The organism is Actinomyces sp. Z16 (assembly GCF_003111765.1).
Classification (GTDB): Bacteria; Actinomycetota; Actinomycetes; order Actinomycetales; family Actinomycetaceae; genus Actinomyces; species Actinomyces glycerinitolerans.
This window is the reverse complement of the sequence record NZ_CP027862.1, coordinates 197,885-221,001: the sequence shown is the minus strand read 5'-3', so window position 1 is coordinate 221,001 and position 23,117 is coordinate 197,885. Positions and strand designations below refer to the sequence as shown.

Sequence of the window (23,117 nt, the reverse complement as noted above, 5' to 3'; positions counted from 1 at the left end):
GAGCATCGAGAGGACCGCGAAATGGACGCATCCGAGCGCCGACAGGCGATCCTGGACCGCCTGCAGGAGGCCGACACCCCGCTGGCCGCGGCATGGCTGGGCGAGCAACTCGGCGCCTCCCGGCAGATCGTCGTGGGTGACGTCGCCCTGCTGCGGGCCGCCGGCCACGCCATCCGCGCCACCAACCGCGGCTATGTCCTGGCCCGCCCCAGTTCGCGGCCACGCCGCGTCTTCCACGTCCAGCACGGTCGCGACCAGGTGGCCGCCGAGCTGGCCGCGATCATCGACGCCGGCGGCACCGCCCTGGACACGATCATCGAGCACCGCCTGTACGGCCAGATCACGGTGGACCTGCTCATACACAACCACACCGAGCTGGACCTCTTTCTTGAGCGCATGACCGAGTCCTCCACCCTGTCCGAGCTGACCAACGGCTGGCACGCCCACACGGTTGAGGCCGACTCGGAGGCGCAGCTGAACACCATCGAGTCGCGACTGAGCAAACTCGGCATTCTGCGCTGACGCCCGCTGCCTCCGGAGGACGAATGTCCGAATCCGGCATGAACGATCGGCGCAGCCCCTGCCCTGCGGCAACGGATCGTTGAAATCGTGCGGTTCCACGAGGTCAGACCACACAGCACCCGGGACGTTTGTGCCGTTTTCGGAGCATCAGTTTCCCCACCTGTCGGCCCGGACCCGCACCGCGGTCCACGCGTAAGGGAGAGGCGGCCGACGGCGCCGCATGGCCTGGCCCCGCACCGCGGTCCACGCGTAAGGGAGAGGCAGCTCACCCCACTTGTGTCATGACACCTGACGGGTCCCGACTATCCTTTTAGTGTCTTGACACCCAGCGCGGGCGCAGGCCGTCGCCCCCGTCGTCCATGGGAGGCTCCCATGTCCACATCCTCCAAGCCCAAGGCCCCCACCAACAACGCAGCCAACATCCCCGCCAAAGACGTCGCCTCCCCCGCCGAGCCGCACGGCCCGCTGGACCGGCTGCGCGCCTTCGGCAACCGGTTCTTCATCGAGGGCTTGACCGGTATGGCGCACGGCCTGTTCGCCACGCTGATCATCGGCACGATCCTCACCCAGCTCGGGGCCTTCGCCCCCGGGACGGTCGGCGACTTCATTGTGTTGATGGGGCGGGTGGCCTCCTCGATCACCGGCGCCGGCATTGGCCTGGGTACCGCCCGCCGGCTGGGGGCCGACACCTTCGTCGTCATCTCCGCGGCCGCCGTCGGGCAGATCGGCGCCCAGGCCTCCGGCCTGCTGTCCGGCAGCGCCATACTGAACGACGACGTCGGCACCGCACTGCTGCTGCGCGGCCCGGGTGAGCCGCTGGGCGCCTTCGTGGCGGCCTGTGTGGCCGTCGAGGCCGGCCGCCTGGTCTCCGGCAGGACGCCGGTGGACATCCTGGTGACCCCGCTGACCACGATCCTCGCGGGCGGTGGCGTCGGACTGTTGGTCGGCCCGCCCATCTCCTCGGCGATGACGGCGCTGGGACAGCTGGTCAACTGGGGCACCGAGCGGCAGCCGCTGCTGATGGGCGTGATCGTCGCCGTCATCATGGGGATGGTGCTGACCCTGCCGATCTCCTCGGCGGCACTCGGCGTGATCCTGGGCCTGTCCGGCATCGCCGCAGGCGCCGCGACCATCGGCTGCACCACCCAGATGGTGGGCTTCGCCGTCGCCTCCTTCCGGGAGAATCGCTGGTCCGGGCTGCTGGCGCAGGGCCTGGGCACCTCCATGCTGCAAATGCCGAACATCCTGCGCCGACCACTCATCTGGGTGCCGCCCACGCTGGCATCGGCGCTGCTCGGACCGGTGGCGACCGTCGTGCTGCACATGGAGTCCAACGCCGTCGGCTCGGGCATGGGCTCGGCGGGCCTGGTTGGTCAGATCATGACCTGGCAGACCATGAGCGGCGCCATGCCCACGGCGCAGTTGGTGGCCACGATCGTGCTATTCCAGTTCGCGGCCCCGGCACTGCTGACTCTGGCCATCAGCGAGTTCATGCGCGCCCGCGGCTGGATCCGCCCCGGCGATATGGCACTGGCCAAGGCCTGATGCCCGCCTCTTCTGACTTGCTTCAGCCTTCGTGTCCGGTTCTGGGCTGAGGATCACACCACGCTCCCCACCCGTCGCACCGCCGGAACGCGCGCGCCGTCCATCACTCGGCGAAGCGCCGCCGATCCACCCACCAAACCCTCAAACGCGAAGAGCCCGTCTTCCACACCGCCTGCCGCACGTAATGCCTGCAATCCCACATACGAACACAGGCGCATTCGTGCCATACTCGTAACCCAAACGCGATTGTCATTCGGCGGTGAAGAACCCCTTCACCTGACACCACCCTGCCCAGGTGAAGGAGGCATGCCTTGACCTCACAGGCCTCATACTCAGTGAGCCCAGCGCTCCCCGTCGGTTGCCGCGCGGCATCCCGGCAGATGATTGCGGCAAGCGCTGGGATCGACCTCGCCATTGCGGCTGTACCGCTGGTGCTCTGCATGTTGCTGTCGGGCCCGGCACTGGTCAGGCTGCTGCTCGTACTGGCGGCTCTGGGCCTGCTCCTGGCCCAGCTGGTTGGCCATTGCCTGTATGGCAGAGCCGTCGGCGGCCTGATACTGGGCCTGCTCACCGTCGACGCCGATGCCGGGCTACCCACCGGCACGGCCCGCGCCCTGCTGCCACTGCTGCGTCTCGGGTCGGCCGCCGGAGCCACCGTGCTAGACATCCACAACGGTCCCGATCCATCTCGGGTGACGCTGGATGAACTGGACGAACTCGCTGAGGCCGCCGAGCTCGCCGCCCGCGCACAGCAGCTGGCAGCGGCATCGTCGCCCTCGCAGCAGCCGGTCCAGTCGCAGCCGCAGCCGCAGCCGCAGCCGGAACAGGCTCCCACGACCGCAGCCCTTCCACCCGAATCACCACCTACGCTCCGTGCGGTGCCGGCGCAGTCCCCCTCGGCGCAGACTCCCCCGCTAGCCTCCCTGCTGCTGCCGCCCTCCGTACCACCGCAGGCGCCCCCGCCCCCACCGCCGCCCGAGCCCGCTCAGCAGCCGGCCGCCGCGGCCGCGCCACAGGCCCCCGCACCGCCCCGCATGACCCGCAAGGAGTTGCGGGCCCGGGAGCGGGAGCAGGAGCGTGCCCGCGCCCGGCAGGCACTGGATTTCCCGGACACCCAGGCTCCTGGCCCCGAGAGGATGGTCGGATGAGAGTCACTGCTGCGCCGATCGGGGCCGATCTGACCGAAACCGCCCGCGAGGTTGCCGACTGCCGGAGGAGCGCCCATGCCGCGTGAGAACGAGCAGGCAGTCCTCGATTCCGCGCGTGTGCATCATGCACGCCTGCGCGACGCCCTGGAACGTGGCCGCAGGCCGGGAAGGAGCCGGGCTCAGGCACCCCGTCTGATCGCGTCACTCGTGGTCGCCGCCCTAGCGTGCAGCGGCTGTGTGGGCTACTCCTACATTTCCACGCACCTGGACTCGATCCGCAATACCTCGGGCGGAAGTACCTCCACCGACAGCGCCACCGTAGCGCCGTCCCCTGAACCAACGGATGCGGCGGCGCAGCCAACCCAGGAAGCAGAGCAATGATCCCCTACACCCGCATCACCCTCGTGGCAGATCGGTCACGGGCCGAGTTGGTGCTGCCCTCCACCGAGCCGGTCGGCGCGCAGATGCCGACACTGCTATCCCTCCTGGGTTCCCAGTCCAGCCACTCCAGCACCCCACTGGCGACGCACCTGGTGCGTGCCGACGGCCGCCTGGTGGACCCCGAGTTGGACCTGGTCACCCAGGAGGTCCTGGACGGCGAGGTCCTGCGCGTTGTGGCCGACGACGAGATCCCACCACCCGCACGAGTGTCCGACCTGAGCGAGGCCATGGCGGATCTCACCGAGGCGCATCCCGGTAGGTGGCGACGCACGGACCGGCCACTCGGAGCCGGCATCCTCATCGGCGTTCTAACCGCGCTCGCCACCTGGCCCCAGCTTCAAGCGCTGTCGCCGACGGCGCACACCTGGGTGGCGCTGACGGGACTGGGCCTGCTCTTCGCCATTGCCGCACTCCGGCGCAGCGGTACCGGTCCGTCGGGCGTCCACGTCCTGGGCCTATGCCTGCTGCTAGGGCTGCTGGCGGCGCAGAGCCTCACCCTGGCAAGGATCGGAACCGAAGCCGGAGTGCTCGCAGCCCTGGCCCTGATCCTGTTGGTGACAGCCGCCATGGGCCTGGCTTTCAGACACATCGGCTGGAGCACCGGCGCCGCCGTCGGGCTCGGCATCGAAGGTGTCTGGGTGCTTATAGCCGACCTGTCTCCCACCTCCAAGCTCGCCTACGGAATTCTGGCGGTACTTGCACTGATACTCGCGGGCTCGCTGCCGTGGATCGCGCTGGTGGTCTCCGGGGCGGCCAGGCTGGATGACACCGCCTTGACCGGGGCTCTGCCACCGCGCGACCGGGCACGCCGCTCCCTGACCGCCGCTCACGACTCGCTACTGGTCTCCTGTCTGGTGGCAGCCGCCGCCCTGGCGTGGGCGACGGCGAACCTGGCGCGGCAGGACGATCCGTGGGGGCGCTGGCTGGCCGTAGCCGTGGTGGTAGCCGCAGCGCTGCGCTCACGCGCCTTCCCCCTGCGGGCGGAGGTTATTGCCCTGTGGCTCGCCTGCCTGCCGGCGCCGCTGATTCTGGCCTCGTCGCTGCCCTTGCCGCAGCGTGCCGGCCTGCTGGCCGTCGCCGTGGCGGTGCTGGCGACCGCCGCCCTCTACCAGAGCGCCGATCAGACCCGCGTGCGCCTGCGTCGCCTCGGTGACAGGGTGGAGACGGCGGCCACCGTCGCCACGGTGCCACTGCTGTGCGGTCTCGACGGACTCTTCTCACACCTCTTGGGACTGTTCTCATGACCATGCCCGTCCTCGACCGCGCATATGCCCGCCGCAACGCCGGCCACCTGGATCTCCTGCGCCGCCCACTCGACCTGTGCGCCCTGACCCTGACTGGCGCAGCCGCCTGGCGCCGTACTGCCGCGCAGACACACCAGGCACTGGTGCAGCCGCTGCCGCTGACCTGCCGTATCGCCGTAGTTCCCACCGCGTCGGCCTGTGGGACAACCACGGTGGCCCTGCAACTGATCGGGACGATGACCCGCGCCAGGCGCGCCCCGGCGCTACTGCTGTCCGCCTCTCCCGGCACCGACACTGCCGCCGATCGCCTGCCCTTCTCCCGTCGCTGGCCACTGGAGGACTCCATTCCCACCGCGGTGCCCCCGGCGGAACTCGGGCCGACACTGCGCGGCGCAGCGGGCTGTGGAGCGGACGGCCTGGCCTCCTGCCTACGGCTGGAGCCTGCAGGTGCTGGTCTACCGCCGCAGTGGCATCGAGCGCGGCGCGATCTCGGGCACTTCTTTGACACCTGCCTGACCGAGTTCGGCCCGCTGGCCCAAGCGGAGCTGGCCGAGATCGCCCCGCTGCACCATGCCGTAGTGCTGGTGACCCCGGCGCGGCGACGCGAGGTCGAGCGCGGCCGCATACTCGTAAGGAAGCTCAACGAGTCCCTGACAGACCGCCTGGCCGGTGCGATGAGCACTGAAGCCGGCGCCGCGGACGGCCGGTCCGGCGCTACCCCCGCCTCGACTCGCCGCTTCCCGGCAGTGCTGCACGCCGTCGTCGCCACCGCGCCCGGACATCCGCTCATCCCACGCCTGGGCCCGGACGAGACGCTGGTCCCCTACGACCCCGCGCTGCGGCGGCCCGGCCCCACGCCCCTGCGGCGTCGCACCGCCGTCGCGGTCGCCGCCCTGGCCGCCCGCACCGTGGATGCGGCCGCGAAGAGCGTACGAGGTGAGGCATGATCCGCACCGTCCACCGCCCCGGACGTCTGCACCGCCCGCTGGAACTGCCCGAGCCGACCGTCGTACCTGCGCCGCCACAGCTGGCCGATACCGGCGCTGGGCAGGGCTTTCCGTTCCAGATGATGCTGCCCCTGGCCGGCGCGGGCTCATCCATGCTGATGATGACGCTGCTGCGCTCCAACCTGATCTTCGCGCTCCTCGGCTCGGTGGTGATGCTGGTGACCATGATCGGCATGCTGGCCGCCACCGTATCCCGACGCAACGGGCAGGCGCGTCAACGCCGGGAGCGGCGCGAGCGCTACCTCGACTCGCTCGCGGACACTGCAGTAGCCCTGGAGGCCGCCGCCGGGCAGCTGCGTCAGCGCGCCTTCCGGGCCCACCCCGCGCCCCAGGCACTGGCGGCATGGGCCATCTCCCCCGACCGGCGCTGGGAGCGGCGACGCACCGATGCTGACTTCCTGCGGCTGCGTCTGGGCACCACCGACCTGCCTCATCCGCTCGCAGCCATGCCCCGATCCGACGCCGTCGCTCAGGCCGACCCCCTGCTGGTGCAGGAAGCACGGACCCTGGTGGACAGCTATGCCGTGCAGTACGCCATGCCCGCCACCATCGATCTTGACGCCGCAGGTGAGGTGTCGCTGATCGGCCCCCGGGAGGTCACCCGCGCTCTGGCCCGCACCCTGCTGGTGCAGGCGGCGGTGCATCACGCCCCAGAGGACCTGCACATCGCCCTCGCCTACAACGAGTCCGCGGCGCAGGTGTGGGAGGGCGTTGCCCGGCTCCCCCACCTGCGCATTCACGGCGCCTTCGACGGCCCGGTGGCAATGCGCCGAGTGGGAGCGGACCAGCAGGACCTGGAGCGCGTGCTGCGCCCTGAGATCGCCGCCGCCGCGAAGGCCGCTGCGCAGGTAGCGCGCATGGGCACAGGCGGTGTGCAGCGGCGTCGTACCCGGCTGCTCGCCGTCGTCGACGCCGAGGGGCCGGCCCAGTCCTTGACGATCCCCGACGCCTCCCTGCGGGCGCAGGACGTGGGGGCGACCGTCCTTCACCTGGTCACCGACCGTCTGGATGAGCCCTCTGACCCGTCGCTGCGGCTGACGGTGCGCGACGACGGCACGGTACTGGTGGAGGACCTGCGTCCGGTCCGCGACGCATCGGGCAGGATCGACCACGCCGCCGCCCCGGTCCTGCCCACCGTGGTGACCCCGGACGAGCTGGGCCCGGCGGCCGCTGAGGGCGTATGCCGGGCGCTGGCGCCGCTGTCCCTGGGGGCGGCCGCCGAGCGGGAGGTGGAGGAGGCGTCCGCAACCTCCCTGGCGGATCTGCTGGGAGTGGACGACCCCAGGCGCATCGATGTGCCCGCCGCCTGGCGGCCCCGCTCGGCGCGTGACTTCCTGCGGGTGCCACTGGGCACGGATGACAACCACGCGCTGGTGCTGCTGGACCTGAAGGAGTCCGCCCAGCTGGGGGTCGGGCCGCACGGGCTGTGCGTGGGCGCGACCGGTTCGGGCAAGTCCGAGCTGCTGCGCACCCTGGTGACGGCGCTCGCCGTCGGCCACGGCCCGGAGGACCTGTCGATGATCCTGGTCGACTACAAGGGCGGCGCCGCCTTCGCGCCCTTTGCCTCCCTGCCGCACGTGGTCGGGCTGATGGATAACCTGGCCGACGACGCCGGGCTCATCGAGCGGGCGCGCGCCTCGATCGCCGGCGAGGTGGTGCGCCGACAGAAGCAGCTGCGGGACGCCGGCTCCTCCCCCGACATCGCCCACTACCGGCGGCTGCGCGAGGAGCATCCGGAGATGCCGCCCATGCCGCACCTGTTCGTCATCATCGACGAGTTCGGGGAACTGCTGACGGCGAATCCGGACTTCGTGGACCTGCTGCTGACAATCGGGCGCATCGGCAGGTCCATAGGTGTGCACCTGCTGCTGTCAAGCCAGCGCATTGAGGGCGGCAAGCTGCGGGGCCTGGACACCTACCTGTCCTACCGGATCTGCCTGCGCACCTTCACCGAGGGCGAGTCCTCCACGGTGATCGGGGTGCCGGACGCCTTCCACCTGCCCGCCTCCCCCGGGTACGGGTACCTGAAGGTGGACACCAGCGTCTTCACGCGCTTCCGGGCCGGCTACGTCTCCGGACCGGTGGAGGAGGTGGACGCCGAGCCCGCCCCTGCCGAGCGCGAGGAGCAGGTGCCACTGCTGCTGCCGGTGCACAACGGCCTGGAGGCCGAGGAGCCGACGGCGGCACAGGCCGTCATCCCGGAGGGGCACACCACGCGGCGGACGGTGGTGGACGCCGTCGTGGCACAACTGAGTGGGGCCGCCGAACCCATGGCGCCGGTATGGCTGCAGCCGCTGCCCGCCCGACTGCCGCTGACGAGCGTGCTCAGCGGACCTTTGCGGCGCGATGAGGTTGGCCTGCGGGCGCCGACCCCGGCCGGTCCGGGCCCCATGGTGCCGGTGGGGCTGGTGGATGATCCCGCCCACCAGCGCCAGCAGCCGTGGCTGCTGAACCTGACCGTGGGCGGCGGACACGTGGCCGTGGTCGGGGCGCCGCAGAGCGGCCGCACCACCTTCCTGTGGACGCTGACCACCGCGGCCGCGCTGACGAGCGGACCCGACCGGCTCGCCTTCTACGGGGTGGACGCCACCGGCGGCGGGCTGTCGCGACTGGCGGCGCTGCCGAATGTGGGCGGGGTGGCCACGCGCGGGGACCGGGAGCGCATGCGCCGCGTACTGGAGGAGGTAGTGGCGATGCTGGACCAGCGAGAACGGGTTCTAGCCGCGCACCACATCGACTCCCTGGAGGTGCTGCGCGCCCGGCACGCCGCGGGCGAGTTGCCCGAGCTGGCCAGCGCGGACGTGGTGCTGCTGGTGGACGGACTGGGCCTGCTGCGCTCGGACTTCCCGGAGCTGGAGGACCCGCTGGATGAGGTTCTGCGCCGCGGCGGCGGTTTGGGGGTGCATGCGGTAATGACGCTGTCGCGCGGCAACGATCTGCGCATGTCGCAGCAGTCGCTGGTGGGCACCCGCCTGGAGCTGCGGCTGAACGACCCGGCTGATTCGCTGGTGGCGCGCAAGCTCTCGGCCACGCTGCGGGCGGATACGCCGGGCCGGGTGCTGCGCACGGACAAGCTGTTCGCCCAGGTGGCGCTGCCGGTGGTTGAGGGCGCCGACCTGTCCGAGGGCGTCGGCGCGGCCCTGCAGGTGCTGGCGGAGGAAGTGGGCGCGGCCTGGTCGGGGCCATTGCCGGCGCCGGTGCGGCTGCTGCCGGAGAGCATTGACCCGGCGGACCTGCCCGACGGCGAGCAGGAGCCGGAGCTGCTGCCGCTGGGGCTGTTCCAGGACACGATGACCCCGATCAACCTTGACCTTGGTGGGCGCGACCCGCATCTACTGGTGCTGGGCGATCCGGGCTGCGGCAAGAGCACGGTGCTGCGCGGCGTGATCGAGTCACTAGTAGAGCGCCACACGCCCGACGAGCTGGTGGTAGCCGTCTATGACGTGCGGCGGACGACGGCCGGGGCCTGCCCGGAGGCCTTCCTGGGTGGGCACGCAACCTCGACGACGCTGGCCGGCGGGCTGTCGGCGTCGATCGCGCAGGAGTTGCAGCGCCGCTCCGATGCCCTGGCGGCGGGTGAGGCGGTGGACGGGCCGCGGATCGTGCTGGTGGTGGATGACTACGACATCCTGTCCTCGGGAGGTAACGGGCCGCTGGGGCCGATCATCCCGTTCCTATCCTCGGCGCGGGATCTGCGCCTGAATGTGGTGCTGGCCCGGCCGGTGGCCGGGGCGTCACGGGCCCTGTACGACCAGCTGCTGCAGGCGCTGCGGGACACCGGCGCCACTGGCCTGATCATGGACGGTGACCGGGGTGAGGGGGCGCTTATCGGCGGTGTGCGGGCGGAGCACCTGCGGGCCGGACGTGGCTGGTGGGTGCGTCGCGGCCGCAAGCCCCGCCTGGTTCAGGTCGGCGACTTCACGCCGACCGGCGGCTGAACACACGAGCACCCGCAACAGCGCGCACCCGCTTTCAACTCCGAACCTCGGCCGCGTATGTCGCGACTGGCTTAAAGGGCTCTTCGCATTTGAGGGTGTGTTGGCTCGCTGGCACGGTGGGGTGACACACCGAGACCGGCACCTATGACGTGCTGAGACCGGCACTTGTGACGTGCCGAGACCGGCACTTATGACGTGCCGAGGTGGTGGCGCTTTGGTGTCCGCGGTGGATCTGGCGCGACGGTTCGTACGTTGGCGCGACGGTTCGTACCTTCCTGTGCCTGTGTTGTCTCATGACTTCTGGGACTGTTGGATCTCATGACATCTGGGAGTGTCAGAAGTCGTGAGATTCTGGGGCGGTGTGGGTGGGGTTGGGTTGGGGGATGGGTTATGCAGTTTCGCCGTTCAAGCGTCAGCGCATCATTGAGTTTGACTCGCGGGTTGCGGGTGTGAGCGTGGAGGAGTTCTGCCGGCAGGTGGGGGTCTCGAAGTCCTCGTTCTACCGGATCCGTAAGCGGGCCAAGCAGGAGGGACCGGGGGCGGCGCTGGTCGCCCGTTCCAGGGCGCCGCTGCACCCGGCGCGCCGTTGGGATGAGCGGGTTGATGAGCGTATCGCCCAGGTACGCCGGGAGCTGGTTGCCGACGGGAAGGATGCGGGTGCGTGGTCGGTGTGGTGGGTGCTGTCCGGGGCGGGGGCCAACCCGGCCCCGTCGCGGGCGACTATTGCCAGGCGCATGCGGGCCATGGGGCTGGTGGTTCCGGCGCCACGCAAGCGCCCGCGGGTGTCTTTCAAGCGGTTCACGCGTACCAGTGCTAACGAGCTGTGGCAGCTGGACGGTATCGAGTGGCGCATCCAGGGGCGTGTGGTGACCATCTACCAGGTCATCGATGACTGCTCCAGGGTGCTGGTGGCGCTCAAGGCGGCCTGGGGCGGGGAGACGCATGAGGCCACCCGCCAAATCCTGTCCGAGGCGTTCGACTCCTGGGGGCGGCCCGCAGCCATCCTGACCGACAACGGCAGGGCTTTCAACACTCACCGCACCACCGGATTCGGGCGGACAGAGAGGTGGCTCGCGTCGCTGGGGATCCGTCCGATCAGCGGCGCCATCGGTCACCCACAGACCCAGGGCAAGGTCGAAAGCTCCCATAAGCCCCTCCAGCTGTGGCTGGAAGCGCACCCCTACACCACCCTGGAGGACCTCAACACCGGCCTGGAGTGTTTCACCGCCTACTACAACACCGAGCGCCAGCACCAGGGGCTGGGGATAGCCATAACCCCCATACGCGTGTGGCACCAGGTCCCCCGGGCCCTGCCCAATCCCTCCCCGATCAACCTTGACGCGCTATCCGGGCCGGTGCCGCTGAGCCTGCCGCAGGCAGCCAGCACCGACCCGGCCATCACCAGCAGACAGGCCCTGAGCAACGGGAGCGTGACCTACAAGGGCCGGATCATCTACGTCGGTTCCTTCATGGCCGGCCAGAGAATCGAGTTCCGCCAGTACCCCACCCGTCTGGACCTTTACGACCAGGCCGGAACACACTTCGCCGCGATTCCCTGGCCCCAGCCCACCCAGGCACAGACCCACAGCCGGGCCACCATCAACGCTTCCAAACCACCCAACAGAATCATCAGCAGGCCACCCCGCTCACCCCGCTCCCAACCGTCCCAAAACCCATGAGACTCAACCGTCCCAGAAGTCATGAGACTCAACCGTCCCAGAAGTGTGGAGACAGCACAGTACCTTCCTGTGACGGTTCGGCACCCAGAGGTACGTACCGTCGTCAGAAAGTACGAATCGTTGACCAGAAGGTACGTACCGTCGCAGGAAGTGCCGAACCGTCACGCGAAGTGCCGAACCGTCATCCGTGGCGCCCGGGCAAACACGTCAGGTCCGCACCCGGGCGGTCATGTCCTTGGCCCGGGGGCGTGTCGAGTAGGGCACCAAGATCACCGGCGTACGTCGTCGACGGTCGCACTCCCGGCCCGGCACCCAGATGAACCCAACGACCCCAACGAATCGTCACAAGCCAACACCACCCACCCGAGAACGACCTCACCTGCCCGAGAACGACCCTGGTCCGACAAGAACGCCCGCGTAAACCCGAGAACGACCACCCGCACCGCAGCCCCAACACCAACCACCACACCCACAAACCAGAAGAGCCCTGTTACCACGCATTCAAACGGAGAAGTCTGCACATGATCGGTCTCCGCTTCTACTTGATGAAGGGGATGCCGCGGAAGGGCACGACCTTGCCGCGGCTCGCCCGGACGCCGAAGGCGATGCAGATGATCACGTGGAGAAGGGAGATGAGCAGCCATATGACGAATGGCAGCCCCCATGGCAGGAAGTCGTCTGAACCGTGATCAGGCAGTATGGCGAACAAGTACACGAGGAAGCTACCGAGGAGCAGGATAGTAGCCAATAGATAGTTGATTCCCCAGCTGGCGGCGGCGGTCCCGTTGATGTGCATGGGCTCGGGCCGCCTCCTACAACGCAAGCCGACGGCGACCATAGCGATGGACGCAACAATGGACCCGAGCCCGGGAATCATCATGAACACGATCAGCCCCATGCACCACGCATACGCATCGGTCGGCCGGGGCCGCGCCTGCGGGTAGTACGGCCCGCCGTAGGGCGGGGGCGGCACCTGCTGCGGGGTCCCTGGCGGCACCGGGTACAGCGCCTGGTTCGCTGGGTATGGGCCGCCGGGTACGGGCTGAGCCGGAGTCGGCGGGTACGGCGCCGGAGCCTGGGGGTACTGCGGAGAACGGGGATAGTCAGGGTAAGGGCTGCTCACCGGCTCTGCTTCATCCAGTTCGGAGTCGCCTTGGGGTCGCGCGGGAAGAGCTCCAGCTCTTGGGCGACGTCCTCGGGGGTGTAGGGCGGGTTGAGGACCGGCTCGTGGTCGTAGTCGAAGTCGGAGATGAGCTGGTAGTCCTGCTTGTTCATGGTGAACACGCCCCTGGTCCAGGCGCCGCCGCCGGGCCGGGCCATGGCGATGCGCACCTTGACGGCAGGCTCGACGACCTCCCGGGGCACGATGTTGTCCTCCCAGCCCCCGCGGCGCATCAGCCCGGAGGAGCGCAGCGCCCGGCTGCGCACCCCGGCTCGGGCACCTACGGCCTGGACCTCGATGGACATCTCCTCCACGTGGGCGGAGCGCATCCAGCGGGCGCAGGCGTCAGACAGCGCCTCAACGGCCTGCATCTGCGCTTCGAAGGACCACTCGGTCATGATTTCCTGCCTCTAATCTGCTCGGGTCAAACTGGCATCGGCGTTTACCTAAACGACACTACCGCGAACGACATCGCACCGCAGCCCCGAGTGGAGTCGCACGCGTCACGCTCGTCCGAAACGATCTCCAAGCTGCGTTCCAGCCGCTCCGGGGCGAGCTTGTGTCCGGGACCGGGACAAACGACTCCTGGACACCTGGCACCCGCGCAGAAGTCGTTGAAATCACGCGGTTCTGCTTCCGCGGGCTGAGGCCAGCACCGCCGTTTGTCCCGAATCCGGACACCAAAGCGGGTCGGCGGTCGCGTTGGTCCCCGTCACCGCCGACGACGCTTACCGTGCGAGGGGGAATGGCCGTGGAGGCGCGTGCGCCTGGGGCGCAGTCGAAATCTATGACAAACACCGTCTATATCCGCCGGAGCCCATCCGGCGCCCGCATGATTCCAACGTTTCCCCCCAGGAAATCAACGCCCCCGGGCGCGTTTGTCATGGATTTAGACACACCAGGATTCCGCCGCAACTTAGCTCAGTCGCCACGCTCCCGCTCACGCTTCCGACGACGCACCTCACGACGACGAGCATTACGCTCCTTACGCTTCTCATACGCCGCAGCACGCTCAGCCAGCCAATCCGGAACAAACTCAGGATCACGCGGATAGATGTCCAGCTCAATCGCATACTCACCCGCACCTACAGCTCCCGGGCCAAAGTCCGGCTCACGCATCCAATCACACTCCTGATGCAACACCCCATCAGACACATCCATCCACAAGTGGCACCACGTCCACGCACCACGACCAGGAATAGCCTGCGCAGCACGAAGATGATTCATTGGAACCGCAGCAACTTCATAGGGGATACTCGCAGGCACGTCAGCACCGTCGACCACTAGCGTTTCGGATCTGAGTTGCGTCATTCCGATGCCTACCATATACACATCTACTCGACTTCCACCGGAATCACCTTTCAGCCATCGAGCCAAGCACCACTCGATCTCTGCTATTAGCTCATCAGGACTTTCCATATTTGTCGTCTTTCGCTTCATGCCTTCACACACACTTCGATCAACAGCCATTTATCTATCACCTGTTGTTAAATGGCTGTTTCCATGGGATGCCGTTTTGATCTACCCAATGAACCGTAAACTCGGTCGGGACTCTGTCTGTAGGATTCACATCGCCCAGCCTGGTTACTGAGCCGGCGTTGGTCGGCGGGCCGTCGTACTCGATACGGATATCGATGTTCCGGTAGTTGCCCGGGTTGTCAGCGATCTTCTGCTCCAGCTCGTAGAAGCTACCCGGATGATTACCGTTCACCGACTCCTTCATCGGCACCACGTTAATGTCCTCCGGCGGAACGCCGAGGCGCTCGTCAGCTGCGACCACACCAACCGCAAATCACCGAACCGGACGCAAACTGACAACCCAGAACGGCTCAACCGCCGCGCTCCTGCTCACGCTTCCGACGCCGGGCCTCACGCCTGCGAGCATTACGCTCCTTGCGCTTCTCATACGCCGCAGCACGCTCAGCCAGCCAATCCGGAACAAACTCAGGATCACGCGGATAGATGTCCAGCTCAATCGCATACTCACCAGCACCCGCCGGAACCGACCCAAAATCCGGCTCACGCATCCAATCACACTCCTGATGCAACACCCCATCAAACACATCCATCCACAAGTGGCACCACGTCCACGCCCCACGACCAGGAACAACCTGCGCAGCACGCAAATCAGAAATCGTAGGCTCGGCGACACCGTACGGGATACTGCCATGGTTCTTCGTTCCGCCGACAGTGACCCACACGAGGATATCCTGAACAAGACCAACGCCTTGAATTTCTATGTCAACACGATCGACTTGCGACTCACCCTTCAGCCAGACACGGATGTTCGACTCAGCCTGCGCCATCAGCTCATCAGCATTCAGCACCCGAGACACTTACAACTCTCCCTTCCACCCGCACAACAGGTCCATACCTACCTGTTGATGAACGGCCGGCTCCTTGTCACACCATGCTCATCCAGCCAACGAACGGTGAACTTCGTCGGCACCCTGTCCACCGGGTTCACGTCCCCCAACCTGGTCACCGAGTCCGCGTTCGTCGGAGGTCCGTCATACTCAATAGCAATATCAATACTCCGATGCCCGTCAGGATTCTTGACAATCTCCTTCTCCAGCTCGTAGAAGCTACCCGGATGATTACCGTTCACCGACTCCTTCATCGGCACCACGTTAATGTCCTCCGGCGGAACGCCGAGGCGCTCGTCAGCTGCGACCACACCAACCGCAAATCACCGAACCGGACACAAACTGACAACCCAGAACGGCTCAACCGCCGCGCTCCTGCTCACGCTTCCGACGCCGGGCCTCACGACGACGGGCATTACGCTCCTGCCGCTTCAACTCCGCCTCATACCCCTTACGCAGCCAATCAGGAATGAACTCATCATCACGCGGGAACCTCTTCAACTCACTCCAACAATCCCGCGGACCCGGACGCACCTCACCAGACGCGCGAGGAAAAGTAGGCTCACGCATCCAATCACACTCCTGATGCAACACCCCATCAGACGCATCCATCCACAACCGACACCACGTCCACGCCCCACGACCAGGCAACACCTGCGCGGCACGAAGATGATTCATATGTCGAGTCACCTCATAATCGATATCCGCGGACTCCCTCACACCGCCGATCACCACCCATGAGTTACGATGCTGCACCAGCCCAATGCCCACCATGTAAGTGTCAACTCGCTCACCGCCGACCTTCTTCAGCCAGCCCGCAAGACCAGCTTCGATCTCACCGAGCATCTCCTCAGCAGACATCTCATTCATCATCTCGACCTCCTCCACATGTAAACACAATTACCCCCCTCAGTTCCTGTTAACAAACGGTCGTTCCTGGACAACACCGCCCTGGTCCACCCACTTGACAATGAACTCTGTTGGCACTCTGTCCACCGGATTCACGTCCCCCAGCCTGGTGACAGAGCCAGCGTTGGCGGGCGGTCCGTCGTACTCGATACGTATGTCAATGTTCCGGTAGTTGCCCGGGTTGTCAGCGATCTTCTGCTCCAGCTCGTAGAAGCTACCCGGATGATTACCGTTCACCGACTCCTTCATCGGCACCACGTTAATGTCCTCCGGCGGAACGCCGAGGCGCTCGTCAGCTGCGACCACACCAACCGCAAATCACCGAACCGGACGCAAACTGACAACCCAGAACGGCTCAACCGCCGCGCTCCTGCTCACGCTTCCGACGACGAGCCTCACGACGAAGGGCATTACGCTCCTTACGCTTCTCATACGCCGCAACACGCTCAGCCAACCACTCCGGAACAAACTCAGGATCACGCGGAAACCGATCCAACTCAATCGCATACTCACCCGCGCCCGCATTCGAGTCCTCGAACACCGGCTCACGCATCCAATCACACTCCTGATGCAACACCCCATCAGACACATCCATCCACAACCGACACCACGTCCACGCACCACGACCAGGAATAGCCTGCGCACGACGAAGCTCACTAAAAGGCAGTTTCGTGCCGTACGGCGGTATAACCCTCCTCGTCACACCATCAATAGTCAGCTGCGGATCAAATTGACCATAAAGCCCGATCCTGTTGATAGTTATTTCGATACGGCTAGCACCCTCTTGGAGAATCCAACTCCTTATAGACTCTTCGGTTTCATTAAAGATCGCCTCTACCGACTTCAACTCACGCGGCACAGCACTCTATCCCTTCGTCGCTACTCACCGATTCTCAAATGTTTGCGGAGTTCTTGCCAATCCATTGGCGTCCTGCGAGGCCACTGTCCATTGCGTCGGAACCCTATCATCGGGATTCACGTCGCCTAGCCTGGTCACTGAGTCAGCGTTGGTCGGCGGCCCGTCATACTCGATGGTAATGTCGATGTTACGGTAGTCGCCCGGGTTGTCAACTATCTTCTGCTCCAGCTCGTAGAAGCTGCCCGGATGATTACCGTTCTTCGACTCCGCCATCGGCACCACGTTAATATCCTCCGGCGGACCCCCATACTCCACTCCAGCCAAGTGACCACCCTGATAACCACCACCAAGGCCATCACCATAGTGGCCGATACGCTCCTGCGCAGACTCAGACCGATACCGCAAATCCTTGTCGACAACGTCCAGACGATCCACCTGAAGACGCACCGTACGACCCCACTCATCAGTCGTATAGTGGAACTTCCCATCCACCGTATACGTCGCATTCGGCAGAGGATCCTTCAAATCCGGATTCATCGTCGTGGACGTCCTACCCAGCAGCGTCTGCCGCCGCACCGCCGAGTCCGCCTCCACATGCACAATCTCACCGGCGTCGTTGGTGTAGTACTTGCCGCGCCCCTCTACCTCGTAACAGGTGTTCGGGTCCAAGTCCACACCCTTGCCGAAGGGCTTCGTAGCCTTCGGCGCCAGCGGACTGTCGGCATCGACCTTCACGGACCGCTCCGCGGTCGGCCGGTGCTCCTGGTTGAACGCATCCTTGTCCGGGTCATAGTCCGGCATGCGCTCCCCGGCATCGGGCGAGTCCTTGGCTTCCGGCGAATCGGCCCCGTCAGAGGCGTCTGGAGCCTCGGCATCCGGAGCGCGCCCACCGTCGGGAGCCGCATCACCGTCGGGCGTCCGCCGCGACCCATCAGGTGTATCCGCTTCGGGGGCGCGCCCGTCCGGAGTCACGTCCCCATCGGGACTCCTGCCACCGTCGGGCGTCGCATCGGCATCAGGTCTATGTCCGCCCTCCGGCACGTCGACCCCATCACCACCGCGGGTGCGCGGGGCATCAGGTGCGTCAGCAGCAGCGTCCACGTCCGGGGTACGCCGCGTTCCCGGCGCATCCACGTCACTGCGGACCAGATCAACCCCGTCCAGGTCCGGAGTCTGGTTACTCCCATCGCCATGGGTGCGCGGGCTCCGCACTCCGCCGTCAACATCTACACCCATGTCAGGCAGATCGGTGCGAGCGTCGACATCGACATTCACGTCGGGGACGCCATCCGTCTGGCCCTTCCGCCACGGCAAGTCGAGTCCGCTGAAGTCCAAATCAACCTTGCTCAGCACAAGCTTGGCGCCCTTGCCCAGCGTCAAATCCGCCAACTTGCCCAGCGGGTCCATGTAGTCCAGCACCTTGCCAGCGGCAGCGGCCCAACGCGCAGCCCTACCCGCCTTCGAGGCGCCGGAGGTGACCTTAGTAGCCGCACCCACATAAGGGATGAAGATCGAGGCGATGTTGAATACGGCCCCGCCCGCCGCGCGGGCCGGGTCCTCCTCCCACACGTCCCAGCAGACGATACCCTTAAAGGTCTCCTTCCAGGCACCCGTGGCCGTCCGCGACGGATGCCACCCGCCATAGCTGCCGTCCTCATTCCAGGTGAAGCCGCCTAGCATGGTCACACCCTTCAAAGTGGCCCATAAACGATCCCAGTCGTGTGTGAAGCCGTCGCTGCCCTCGAACTCCACCCCGCCCAGATTCAGCACCCCATTGACCATGCCGCCCAAGCCCTCACACACAAGCCCGTCCCAAAGGAAGCGCTTGGTCGACACCGCAGCCTTCTTCGGGCAGGCATCCTGGCGGTCCACCGGGCTGCCCCAGGGCATGCCCTCGGTGCCCTCGGGAATATCCGAGTAGCCGTAGCCCAGCTCGTCGTCATCCCCCGTGGGGTCGGCGTGGTAGCCCTCCAGTCCGTCCAGGGCGCGGATGCTGTTGGCGCAGGTCCTCTCCGCATCCCACATGTCCACCTGGATGCCGTTGGCAGTGGTGATCAGGCCATTGTTCTCATCCACCAGGTCCTGATCGTGGTCCCACTCCGGGTTGTCCTTGATCTTCGCCTTGAAGGCGACCGCATCCGCTTTCAAGGTCTGTGCCCGCGTCTTGATGCCGGACATCGACTCCGCGAAGGTGGACAAGTACCCGGCCATGCTCTCCAGCGCGGTGGCCAGCGTGTCAGTGTCCGTCGCCACCGGATCCATGGCCGTATACAGGGTCTCCTGTTCGGGAGCCTTGTACACGGTCTGGATGCCCGCCCACGTCGTCTTGACGTCCGAACCGCTGGTTCGCAGGTCGCCGGCCTTGGTTTCCAGGTTGGTGGCGGCCGTGTCCAGGGAGTCCACGTCGAAGTTCAGACCGGGGATCTTCGTCTCATCAAAGGGAGTAGCCATTGGATCAATTCATTGCGTCAGGGTTCTACTTCGCGTTGCGCTGGAACTCCAGCGCGGCCGCCTCGTCGTGCTGCAGGTAGGCGTTGACAGCATTGACGGTGTTGTTCAGCACGTTGCTGATCGTCGTGGTGACGGACTCGAAGTCCGTCTTGTGCGTATCGAACCAATCCGCGATTGCACTGGCCACGAGCGCCGACTGCATGAGTTCCTCCCCATTGGAGTTCGTACCCATGCCGCTGGCCTCGGTGCACGGCGTGATCGCGTTGTTCAGTTCATCGCCGACGCCGTTCAGCGCGGTGGTGAAGTCGCCCTCCTGTCCCGGGGTGGAGTCCACCAGCGCCTGCTCATCAGACAACACCTGCGCCACGCCGTCGGGGTCGATATCCCAGGCCGACACCGCCGTCAGCCGATCTCATCCACGGCCTGGCGGGCGCGCTGCAGCGTGGACTGAGCGCCCTCATCCGTGGTCTGCATCGACTGCCGCAGCGTGGCGATGATCCCCCGCACCTCGCCTGCAGCATTCTTCCAGCGCAGCTCCTTGGCCTGGTACTCGTCCGAGACGCCGTCGGCCTGGTACTGGGCCATGGCCGTCTTGACGTCGCTGTCACGCTGGTTGATCAGGCTCTCGAGCCGGGAGGCGACCCGCTCGAAGTTCGCCTGCACCTCCTGCGAGGCGCCGACGTCGTAGGAGCGCTTGTCGATCTGGTTGGCCATACTCGTCCCCTCCTTGAGGACACAACTCATTTAATCGTGGAAGTCTTGTTGGTAAATGTCGGCAGCTCAGCGCCGCTGTGCGCGGAGCGGCGGGGATCGAGTGCGTCAGCGACCGGATCCGAAGCGGGCGGAGTCGAAGCTCACCGAACCCTCGGCAGCACGCGTACTGTCAACCATCTCCTGCTCGCCCTGTGTGAAAGCAGTGTCCATACCGCTGATGCCGCCCAGAACGGCCGCCAGGGAAGCGTTCAGTTCCACCGAGACCTCATCCGTGCGGGCCTTGAATCCGTCGAATGCGGCCCGTCCACTACCGTTGAAGCGTCCCTCCAGCGGCTCGGCCGCCGCCACCAGTTCCTTGACCAACGCGCCCAGGTCCTCGTTGGAGGAGGAGGTCTGCTTGGTCAGCGTCGTCAGCGTGGACGCACCCATGTCGAACTTCATATGCTGTGCCCCTCAGGAAGGAATCAATTGCAGGTGTTACGCAGCCCCTGCCACATATGACGATTCGGGACCGCGCGAGCCGCCGGGACGGCTACGCGACTCAGCTTGGCACTCCGCGCTCGGTCACGCAAGTGTAACGTCTCTCGCGAGTCGGTGCGCACCAGGCGAGCCGTGCGAACTTGGCCCGGTGCGGCGCACCGCGACATCCACCGCCATCTCTCATCGCCCGTCCCCGGAAGGAGCCACGCCCACCCATGCCCCGCGGAACGTTTACCCCGCCCGATGCGTCGCAGGCCGAGCGCCCGACCTTCAAGATGACCCACCCCATGATGGACGCCCTGATCACCAACCGGGCCCGGATCACCGTGCTGCCCGGGCCCGTGATCGCCTTGACCGAGCCACTGGCGGACCTGCTGCATCGCACCGCCGGAAGTTCCCAGCGCACCATCCTGGTGGTACCCGAGCGCAGTGCCGTCACCCCCGCATTCGACCGCCTCACCGACGCGACCGGCACCATCGTGCTGGTGCAGGAGGGCGCCGCCTATAGGGAATTGCGTTCAGGCCGCCTGATTCAGAACATCGGGCAGGCCCCCGAGGTCCTCGCCGAGCCACAGCTGACGGTCTCCCCGCGGCACCTGGTGCAAGCAGACGTGGTCCCGGTCCTGACCGTGTCGATCTCCGCGTACCACCCCGCCCGGCGGACCACGCAACTGGGCGGCGTCGTCGAGCTGGTCGCCGAGCACCTGCTGCCCGACGCCGAGCTGTCCTGGGGCGGCTACGAGCCGGCCGGCGCTTTCTGGGACCGTGACGCCCTGACCAGATTCAGCCGCGCGCACATGCCCACCATCCACCTGGTGGCGGCCGGTCACAGCGCCTACGGCAGCCTCACCGGCACCATCACCGTCTCCCGCACCACCAACGGACTCGAGGAGTACGTGGAACTCAACGTGGCCGCTACCACGCCAGTCACCGAGTACCGTGATCGGGCCATGGCACTGTTCCGGGCAGTTTCGGAGCGGGCCAAGCCGCAGTTCGCGCTCGCCATGCGCACCTACGCCCGCGCCGACACCTCCCTGCCCGTGACCGTGCGGCGACCGCCCACTCCCCTGGCCGTGCTCATCGGCGCCCCGGGCATCCGTCAGCTGGGCGTCGACGCCGCGCGAGTGGCCTCCGCCCACAGCGGCGAGACCACCGGTTACGGCCGCCGCCGCGGGCTGCTGGTGCCGCTCGAGTCCAACTTCGACGCCGACTGGGGCCCGCTGCTCGACCTGGTGCGCACCCTGGATGGCGATGCCGGGAATGTGGCCCGTGCTCTCGGGGTGGACAGCAGTGCGTCCACCGACCGCGGTCCGGCTGCGCAACAGGCCTGACTCGCCCTTTATACGTCAGCTCGAATCAACTCGGACTTCAAGGAGTAGTAGAAGTGCCGCGCATTATCACCGCCGTCACGCAGGAAGTGCCGGAAGTCCTGGACGTCGTCAGCCTGGCGCTCGCCCGCGACATCACCGCCACCTACACCCGCACCGCCGACAACGCCGCCGTCGCCATCTTCACCGACTTCTCCGACCGCCGTCCCAGCCTGGAGATCGTGAGACCGAGCCTGGCCGCCGACGCGCGCGAACTCACACGCATATTCCAAGTCGACTTCCCACGGGACTGGGAGCCGCCGTACGTCATCAACCAGTTCCTGGTGCCCTGGGAGGAACGCTGCGATGTGTTCACCCAGGTGCCCATCGACGTCGGCGTCATGTTCCACGGCGTAGCGGTCAGCGAGGGCTCGATCCTGCCCGTACCGGAGCCGTGGTGGTGGCGAGTCACCGACCAGGGCCGGTGGCGGCCCACCCGAGCCGCCCAAGAGCAGTGGCGGCGCGCCACCGTTGACAGACCCACCCACTGACAGGAACGTCGACGCAGGCGGCCTCAACTGACGACGAATACACAGCCACCGTCGGCTAGGACGCTGCGCCGCCGGCGCCCCGCAGACCCGGGCCGTCCACTACCCTGTGAGGGTGAGCACCTCCGCCGACCCCTACGCCGAGTACCGACGCCGCCTCAAGCACCGGCAGACGATCGTGATCGGCGGTGTGCTGGCGGTGATGGCTGTGTTGACCGTCGTATGTCTCATGATCTGGAGCGGCTTGCTGCCGGCCATCTACGATCCGGGCTTCTCCACCGCCGAGGATGACACCGAATCCTTGGTGCAGCCCTGCCCGCCCACGGACGCCACCACCGTGGACATCACCTCGATCCCGGTCAACGTCTACAACGGCACCGACACCACCGGCCTGGCCGGCGGCGTCGCAGACACCCTGGGAGACGCCGGCCTGACCGTGAACAGCACGGCCGACTGGCCCATGGGCGATTACTCCGGCGAGGTGCAGCTGACCACCTCCCCCGCCGGCCTGACCAACGCCTACACGCTCAGGCAGGCATTCACCGGCACCGTGATCGTGCAAATCGATGAGACGCAGGAGGCCACCGACCCCACCGTCAGCGTGGTGCTGGGCGACCAGTACTCCACCGGCATTCTGTCCGCGGAGGAGATCGGCCAGCTCAAATCCGGGGAGACCATCTCCGCCCCCGCCGGCTGCGTCGCCGCCACCACCGCCCCCGAGGAGACGGCGGCCGCCGAAGAAGGCTGACGACCAAGACGGCCTGGGGCCGGGTGCGGGTCAGGCACGCCCGACGGTG

At 66.7% G+C, this 23,117-nt stretch carries 24 protein-coding genes; 11 read left to right on the top strand and 13 right to left on the bottom strand.

The window, feature by feature from the left end:
* The first annotated feature begins 21 nt into the window (after window positions 1-21).
* From C3B71_RS00940 to C3B71_RS00910, 8 genes are all read left to right on the top strand, one after another.
* Window positions 22-522 (top strand): transcription repressor NadR, encoded by a 501-nt coding sequence (locus C3B71_RS00940; protein WP_108965475.1) that lies wholly within the window; start codon window positions 22-24, stop codon window positions 520-522.
* Between the two features lie 372 nt (window positions 523-894).
* Window positions 895-2,067 (top strand): PTS transporter subunit IIC, encoded by a 1,173-nt coding sequence (locus C3B71_RS00935; protein WP_108965473.1) that lies wholly within the window; start codon window positions 895-897, stop codon window positions 2,065-2,067.
* Between the two features lie 440 nt (window positions 2,068-2,507).
* Window positions 2,508-3,215: a hypothetical protein gene (locus C3B71_RS15710; protein WP_159097596.1), complete on the top strand. Its 708-nt coding sequence runs from the start codon at window positions 2,508-2,510 to the stop codon at window positions 3,213-3,215.
* Window positions 3,216-3,290: 75 nt separating this feature from the next.
* Entirely contained in the window at window positions 3,291-3,596 is a 306-nt protein-coding gene (locus tag C3B71_RS15705) for a hypothetical protein (protein WP_146752379.1), read from the top strand.
* Window positions 3,593-4,900, top strand: coding sequence for an EsaB/YukD family protein (locus tag C3B71_RS00925; protein ID WP_108965471.1), 1,308 nt, complete (start codon window positions 3,593-3,595; stop codon window positions 4,898-4,900). The genes C3B71_RS15705 and C3B71_RS00925 overlap by 4 nt, the downstream gene beginning before the upstream one ends.
* Window positions 4,897-5,847 carry a hypothetical protein gene (locus C3B71_RS00920; RefSeq protein ID WP_108965469.1) on the top strand — a complete coding sequence of 317 codons (951 nt, stop codon included), beginning with the start codon at window positions 4,897-4,899 and terminating at the stop codon, window positions 5,845-5,847. The genes C3B71_RS00925 and C3B71_RS00920 overlap by 4 nt, the downstream gene beginning before the upstream one ends.
* Window positions 5,844-9,845 (top strand): type VII secretion protein EccCa, encoded by a 4,002-nt coding sequence (eccCa, locus tag C3B71_RS00915; protein ID WP_108965467.1) that lies wholly within the window; start codon window positions 5,844-5,846, stop codon window positions 9,843-9,845. Before C3B71_RS00920 ends, eccCa begins: the two co-directional genes overlap by 4 nt.
* A 383-nt stretch (window positions 9,846-10,228) precedes the next feature.
* On the top strand, window positions 10,229-11,524 hold the full coding sequence (locus C3B71_RS00910) for a DDE-type integrase/transposase/recombinase (RefSeq protein WP_108965465.1): 1,296 nt from the start codon (window positions 10,229-10,231) through the stop codon (window positions 11,522-11,524).
* Window positions 11,525-12,062: 538 nt separating this feature from the next.
* Here C3B71_RS00910 and C3B71_RS00905 read toward each other — a convergent pair.
* From C3B71_RS00905 to C3B71_RS00855, 13 genes are all read right to left on the bottom strand, one after another.
* Window positions 12,063-12,521 (bottom strand): hypothetical protein, encoded by a 459-nt coding sequence (locus C3B71_RS00905; protein ID WP_146750857.1) that lies wholly within the window; start codon window positions 12,519-12,521, stop codon window positions 12,063-12,065.
* Between the two features lie 122 nt (window positions 12,522-12,643).
* Window positions 12,644-13,084 carry a hypothetical protein gene (locus C3B71_RS00900; protein ID WP_234416003.1) on the bottom strand — a complete coding sequence of 147 codons (441 nt, stop codon included), beginning with the start codon at window positions 13,082-13,084 and terminating at the stop codon, window positions 12,644-12,646.
* 523 nt (window positions 13,085-13,607) lie between these two features.
* Window positions 13,608-14,156, bottom strand: coding sequence for a hypothetical protein (locus C3B71_RS15700; protein WP_146752446.1), 549 nt, complete (start codon window positions 14,154-14,156; stop codon window positions 13,608-13,610).
* A gap of 7 nt (window positions 14,157-14,163) precedes the next feature.
* Window positions 14,164-14,466, bottom strand: coding sequence for a hypothetical protein (locus C3B71_RS15695; protein ID WP_159097595.1), 303 nt, complete (start codon window positions 14,464-14,466; stop codon window positions 14,164-14,166).
* Between the two features lie 49 nt (window positions 14,467-14,515).
* Window positions 14,516-15,022 carry a hypothetical protein gene (locus tag C3B71_RS16265; protein ID WP_234416002.1) on the bottom strand — a complete coding sequence of 169 codons (507 nt, stop codon included), beginning with the start codon at window positions 15,020-15,022 and terminating at the stop codon, window positions 14,516-14,518.
* Between the two features lie 38 nt (window positions 15,023-15,060).
* Window positions 15,061-15,363 (bottom strand): hypothetical protein, encoded by a 303-nt coding sequence (locus C3B71_RS00890; protein WP_108965462.1) that lies wholly within the window; start codon window positions 15,361-15,363, stop codon window positions 15,061-15,063.
* 49 nt (window positions 15,364-15,412) lie between these two features.
* Window positions 15,413-15,925 carry a hypothetical protein gene (locus C3B71_RS00885; protein ID WP_146750860.1) on the bottom strand — a complete coding sequence of 171 codons (513 nt, stop codon included), beginning with the start codon at window positions 15,923-15,925 and terminating at the stop codon, window positions 15,413-15,415.
* A 36-nt stretch (window positions 15,926-15,961) separates the two neighbouring features.
* Window positions 15,962-16,267 (bottom strand): hypothetical protein, encoded by a 306-nt coding sequence (locus C3B71_RS00880; protein WP_108965458.1) that lies wholly within the window; start codon window positions 16,265-16,267, stop codon window positions 15,962-15,964.
* Window positions 16,268-16,316: 49 nt separating this feature from the next.
* Complete coding sequence (locus C3B71_RS16260) at window positions 16,317-16,820, bottom strand: hypothetical protein (RefSeq protein ID WP_234416001.1); 504 nt, start codon at window positions 16,818-16,820, stop codon at window positions 16,317-16,319.
* A 24-nt stretch (window positions 16,821-16,844) separates the two neighbouring features.
* On the bottom strand, window positions 16,845-19,223 hold the full coding sequence (locus tag C3B71_RS00870; protein ID WP_159097594.1) for a DNA/RNA non-specific endonuclease: 2,379 nt from the start codon (window positions 19,221-19,223) through the stop codon (window positions 16,845-16,847).
* 73 nt (window positions 19,224-19,296) lie between these two features.
* Window positions 19,297-19,668 (bottom strand): DUF6507 family protein, encoded by a 372-nt coding sequence (locus C3B71_RS00865; RefSeq protein WP_108965451.1) that lies wholly within the window; start codon window positions 19,666-19,668, stop codon window positions 19,297-19,299.
* Window positions 19,669-19,673: 5 nt separating this feature from the next.
* Window positions 19,674-19,985, bottom strand: a complete 312-nt coding sequence (locus C3B71_RS00860) for a pore-forming ESAT-6 family protein (RefSeq protein WP_108965449.1) — start codon at window positions 19,983-19,985, stop codon at window positions 19,674-19,676.
* A gap of 105 nt (window positions 19,986-20,090) precedes the next feature.
* Complete coding sequence (locus tag C3B71_RS00855; protein WP_108965447.1) at window positions 20,091-20,426, bottom strand: hypothetical protein; 336 nt, start codon at window positions 20,424-20,426, stop codon at window positions 20,091-20,093.
* A 254-nt stretch (window positions 20,427-20,680) separates the two neighbouring features.
* On the opposite strand from C3B71_RS00855, the gene C3B71_RS00850 reads away from it, so the two are divergent.
* The 3 genes from C3B71_RS00850 (at window position 20,681) to C3B71_RS00840 (ending at window position 23,068) form a co-directional block, all read left to right on the top strand.
* Window positions 20,681-21,796 (top strand): DUF6177 family protein, encoded by a 1,116-nt coding sequence (locus tag C3B71_RS00850; protein WP_108965445.1) that lies wholly within the window; start codon window positions 20,681-20,683, stop codon window positions 21,794-21,796.
* 53 nt (window positions 21,797-21,849) lie between these two features.
* On the top strand, window positions 21,850-22,323 hold the full coding sequence (locus C3B71_RS00845; protein ID WP_108965443.1) for a hypothetical protein: 474 nt from the start codon (window positions 21,850-21,852) through the stop codon (window positions 22,321-22,323).
* 112 nt (window positions 22,324-22,435) lie between these two features.
* The gene (locus tag C3B71_RS00840) at window positions 22,436-23,068 is read left to right on the top strand and encodes a LytR C-terminal domain-containing protein (RefSeq protein WP_073329548.1); all 633 of its coding nucleotides are present in this window, start codon (window positions 22,436-22,438) and stop codon (window positions 23,066-23,068) included.
* Window positions 23,069-23,117 lie beyond the last annotated feature (49 nt).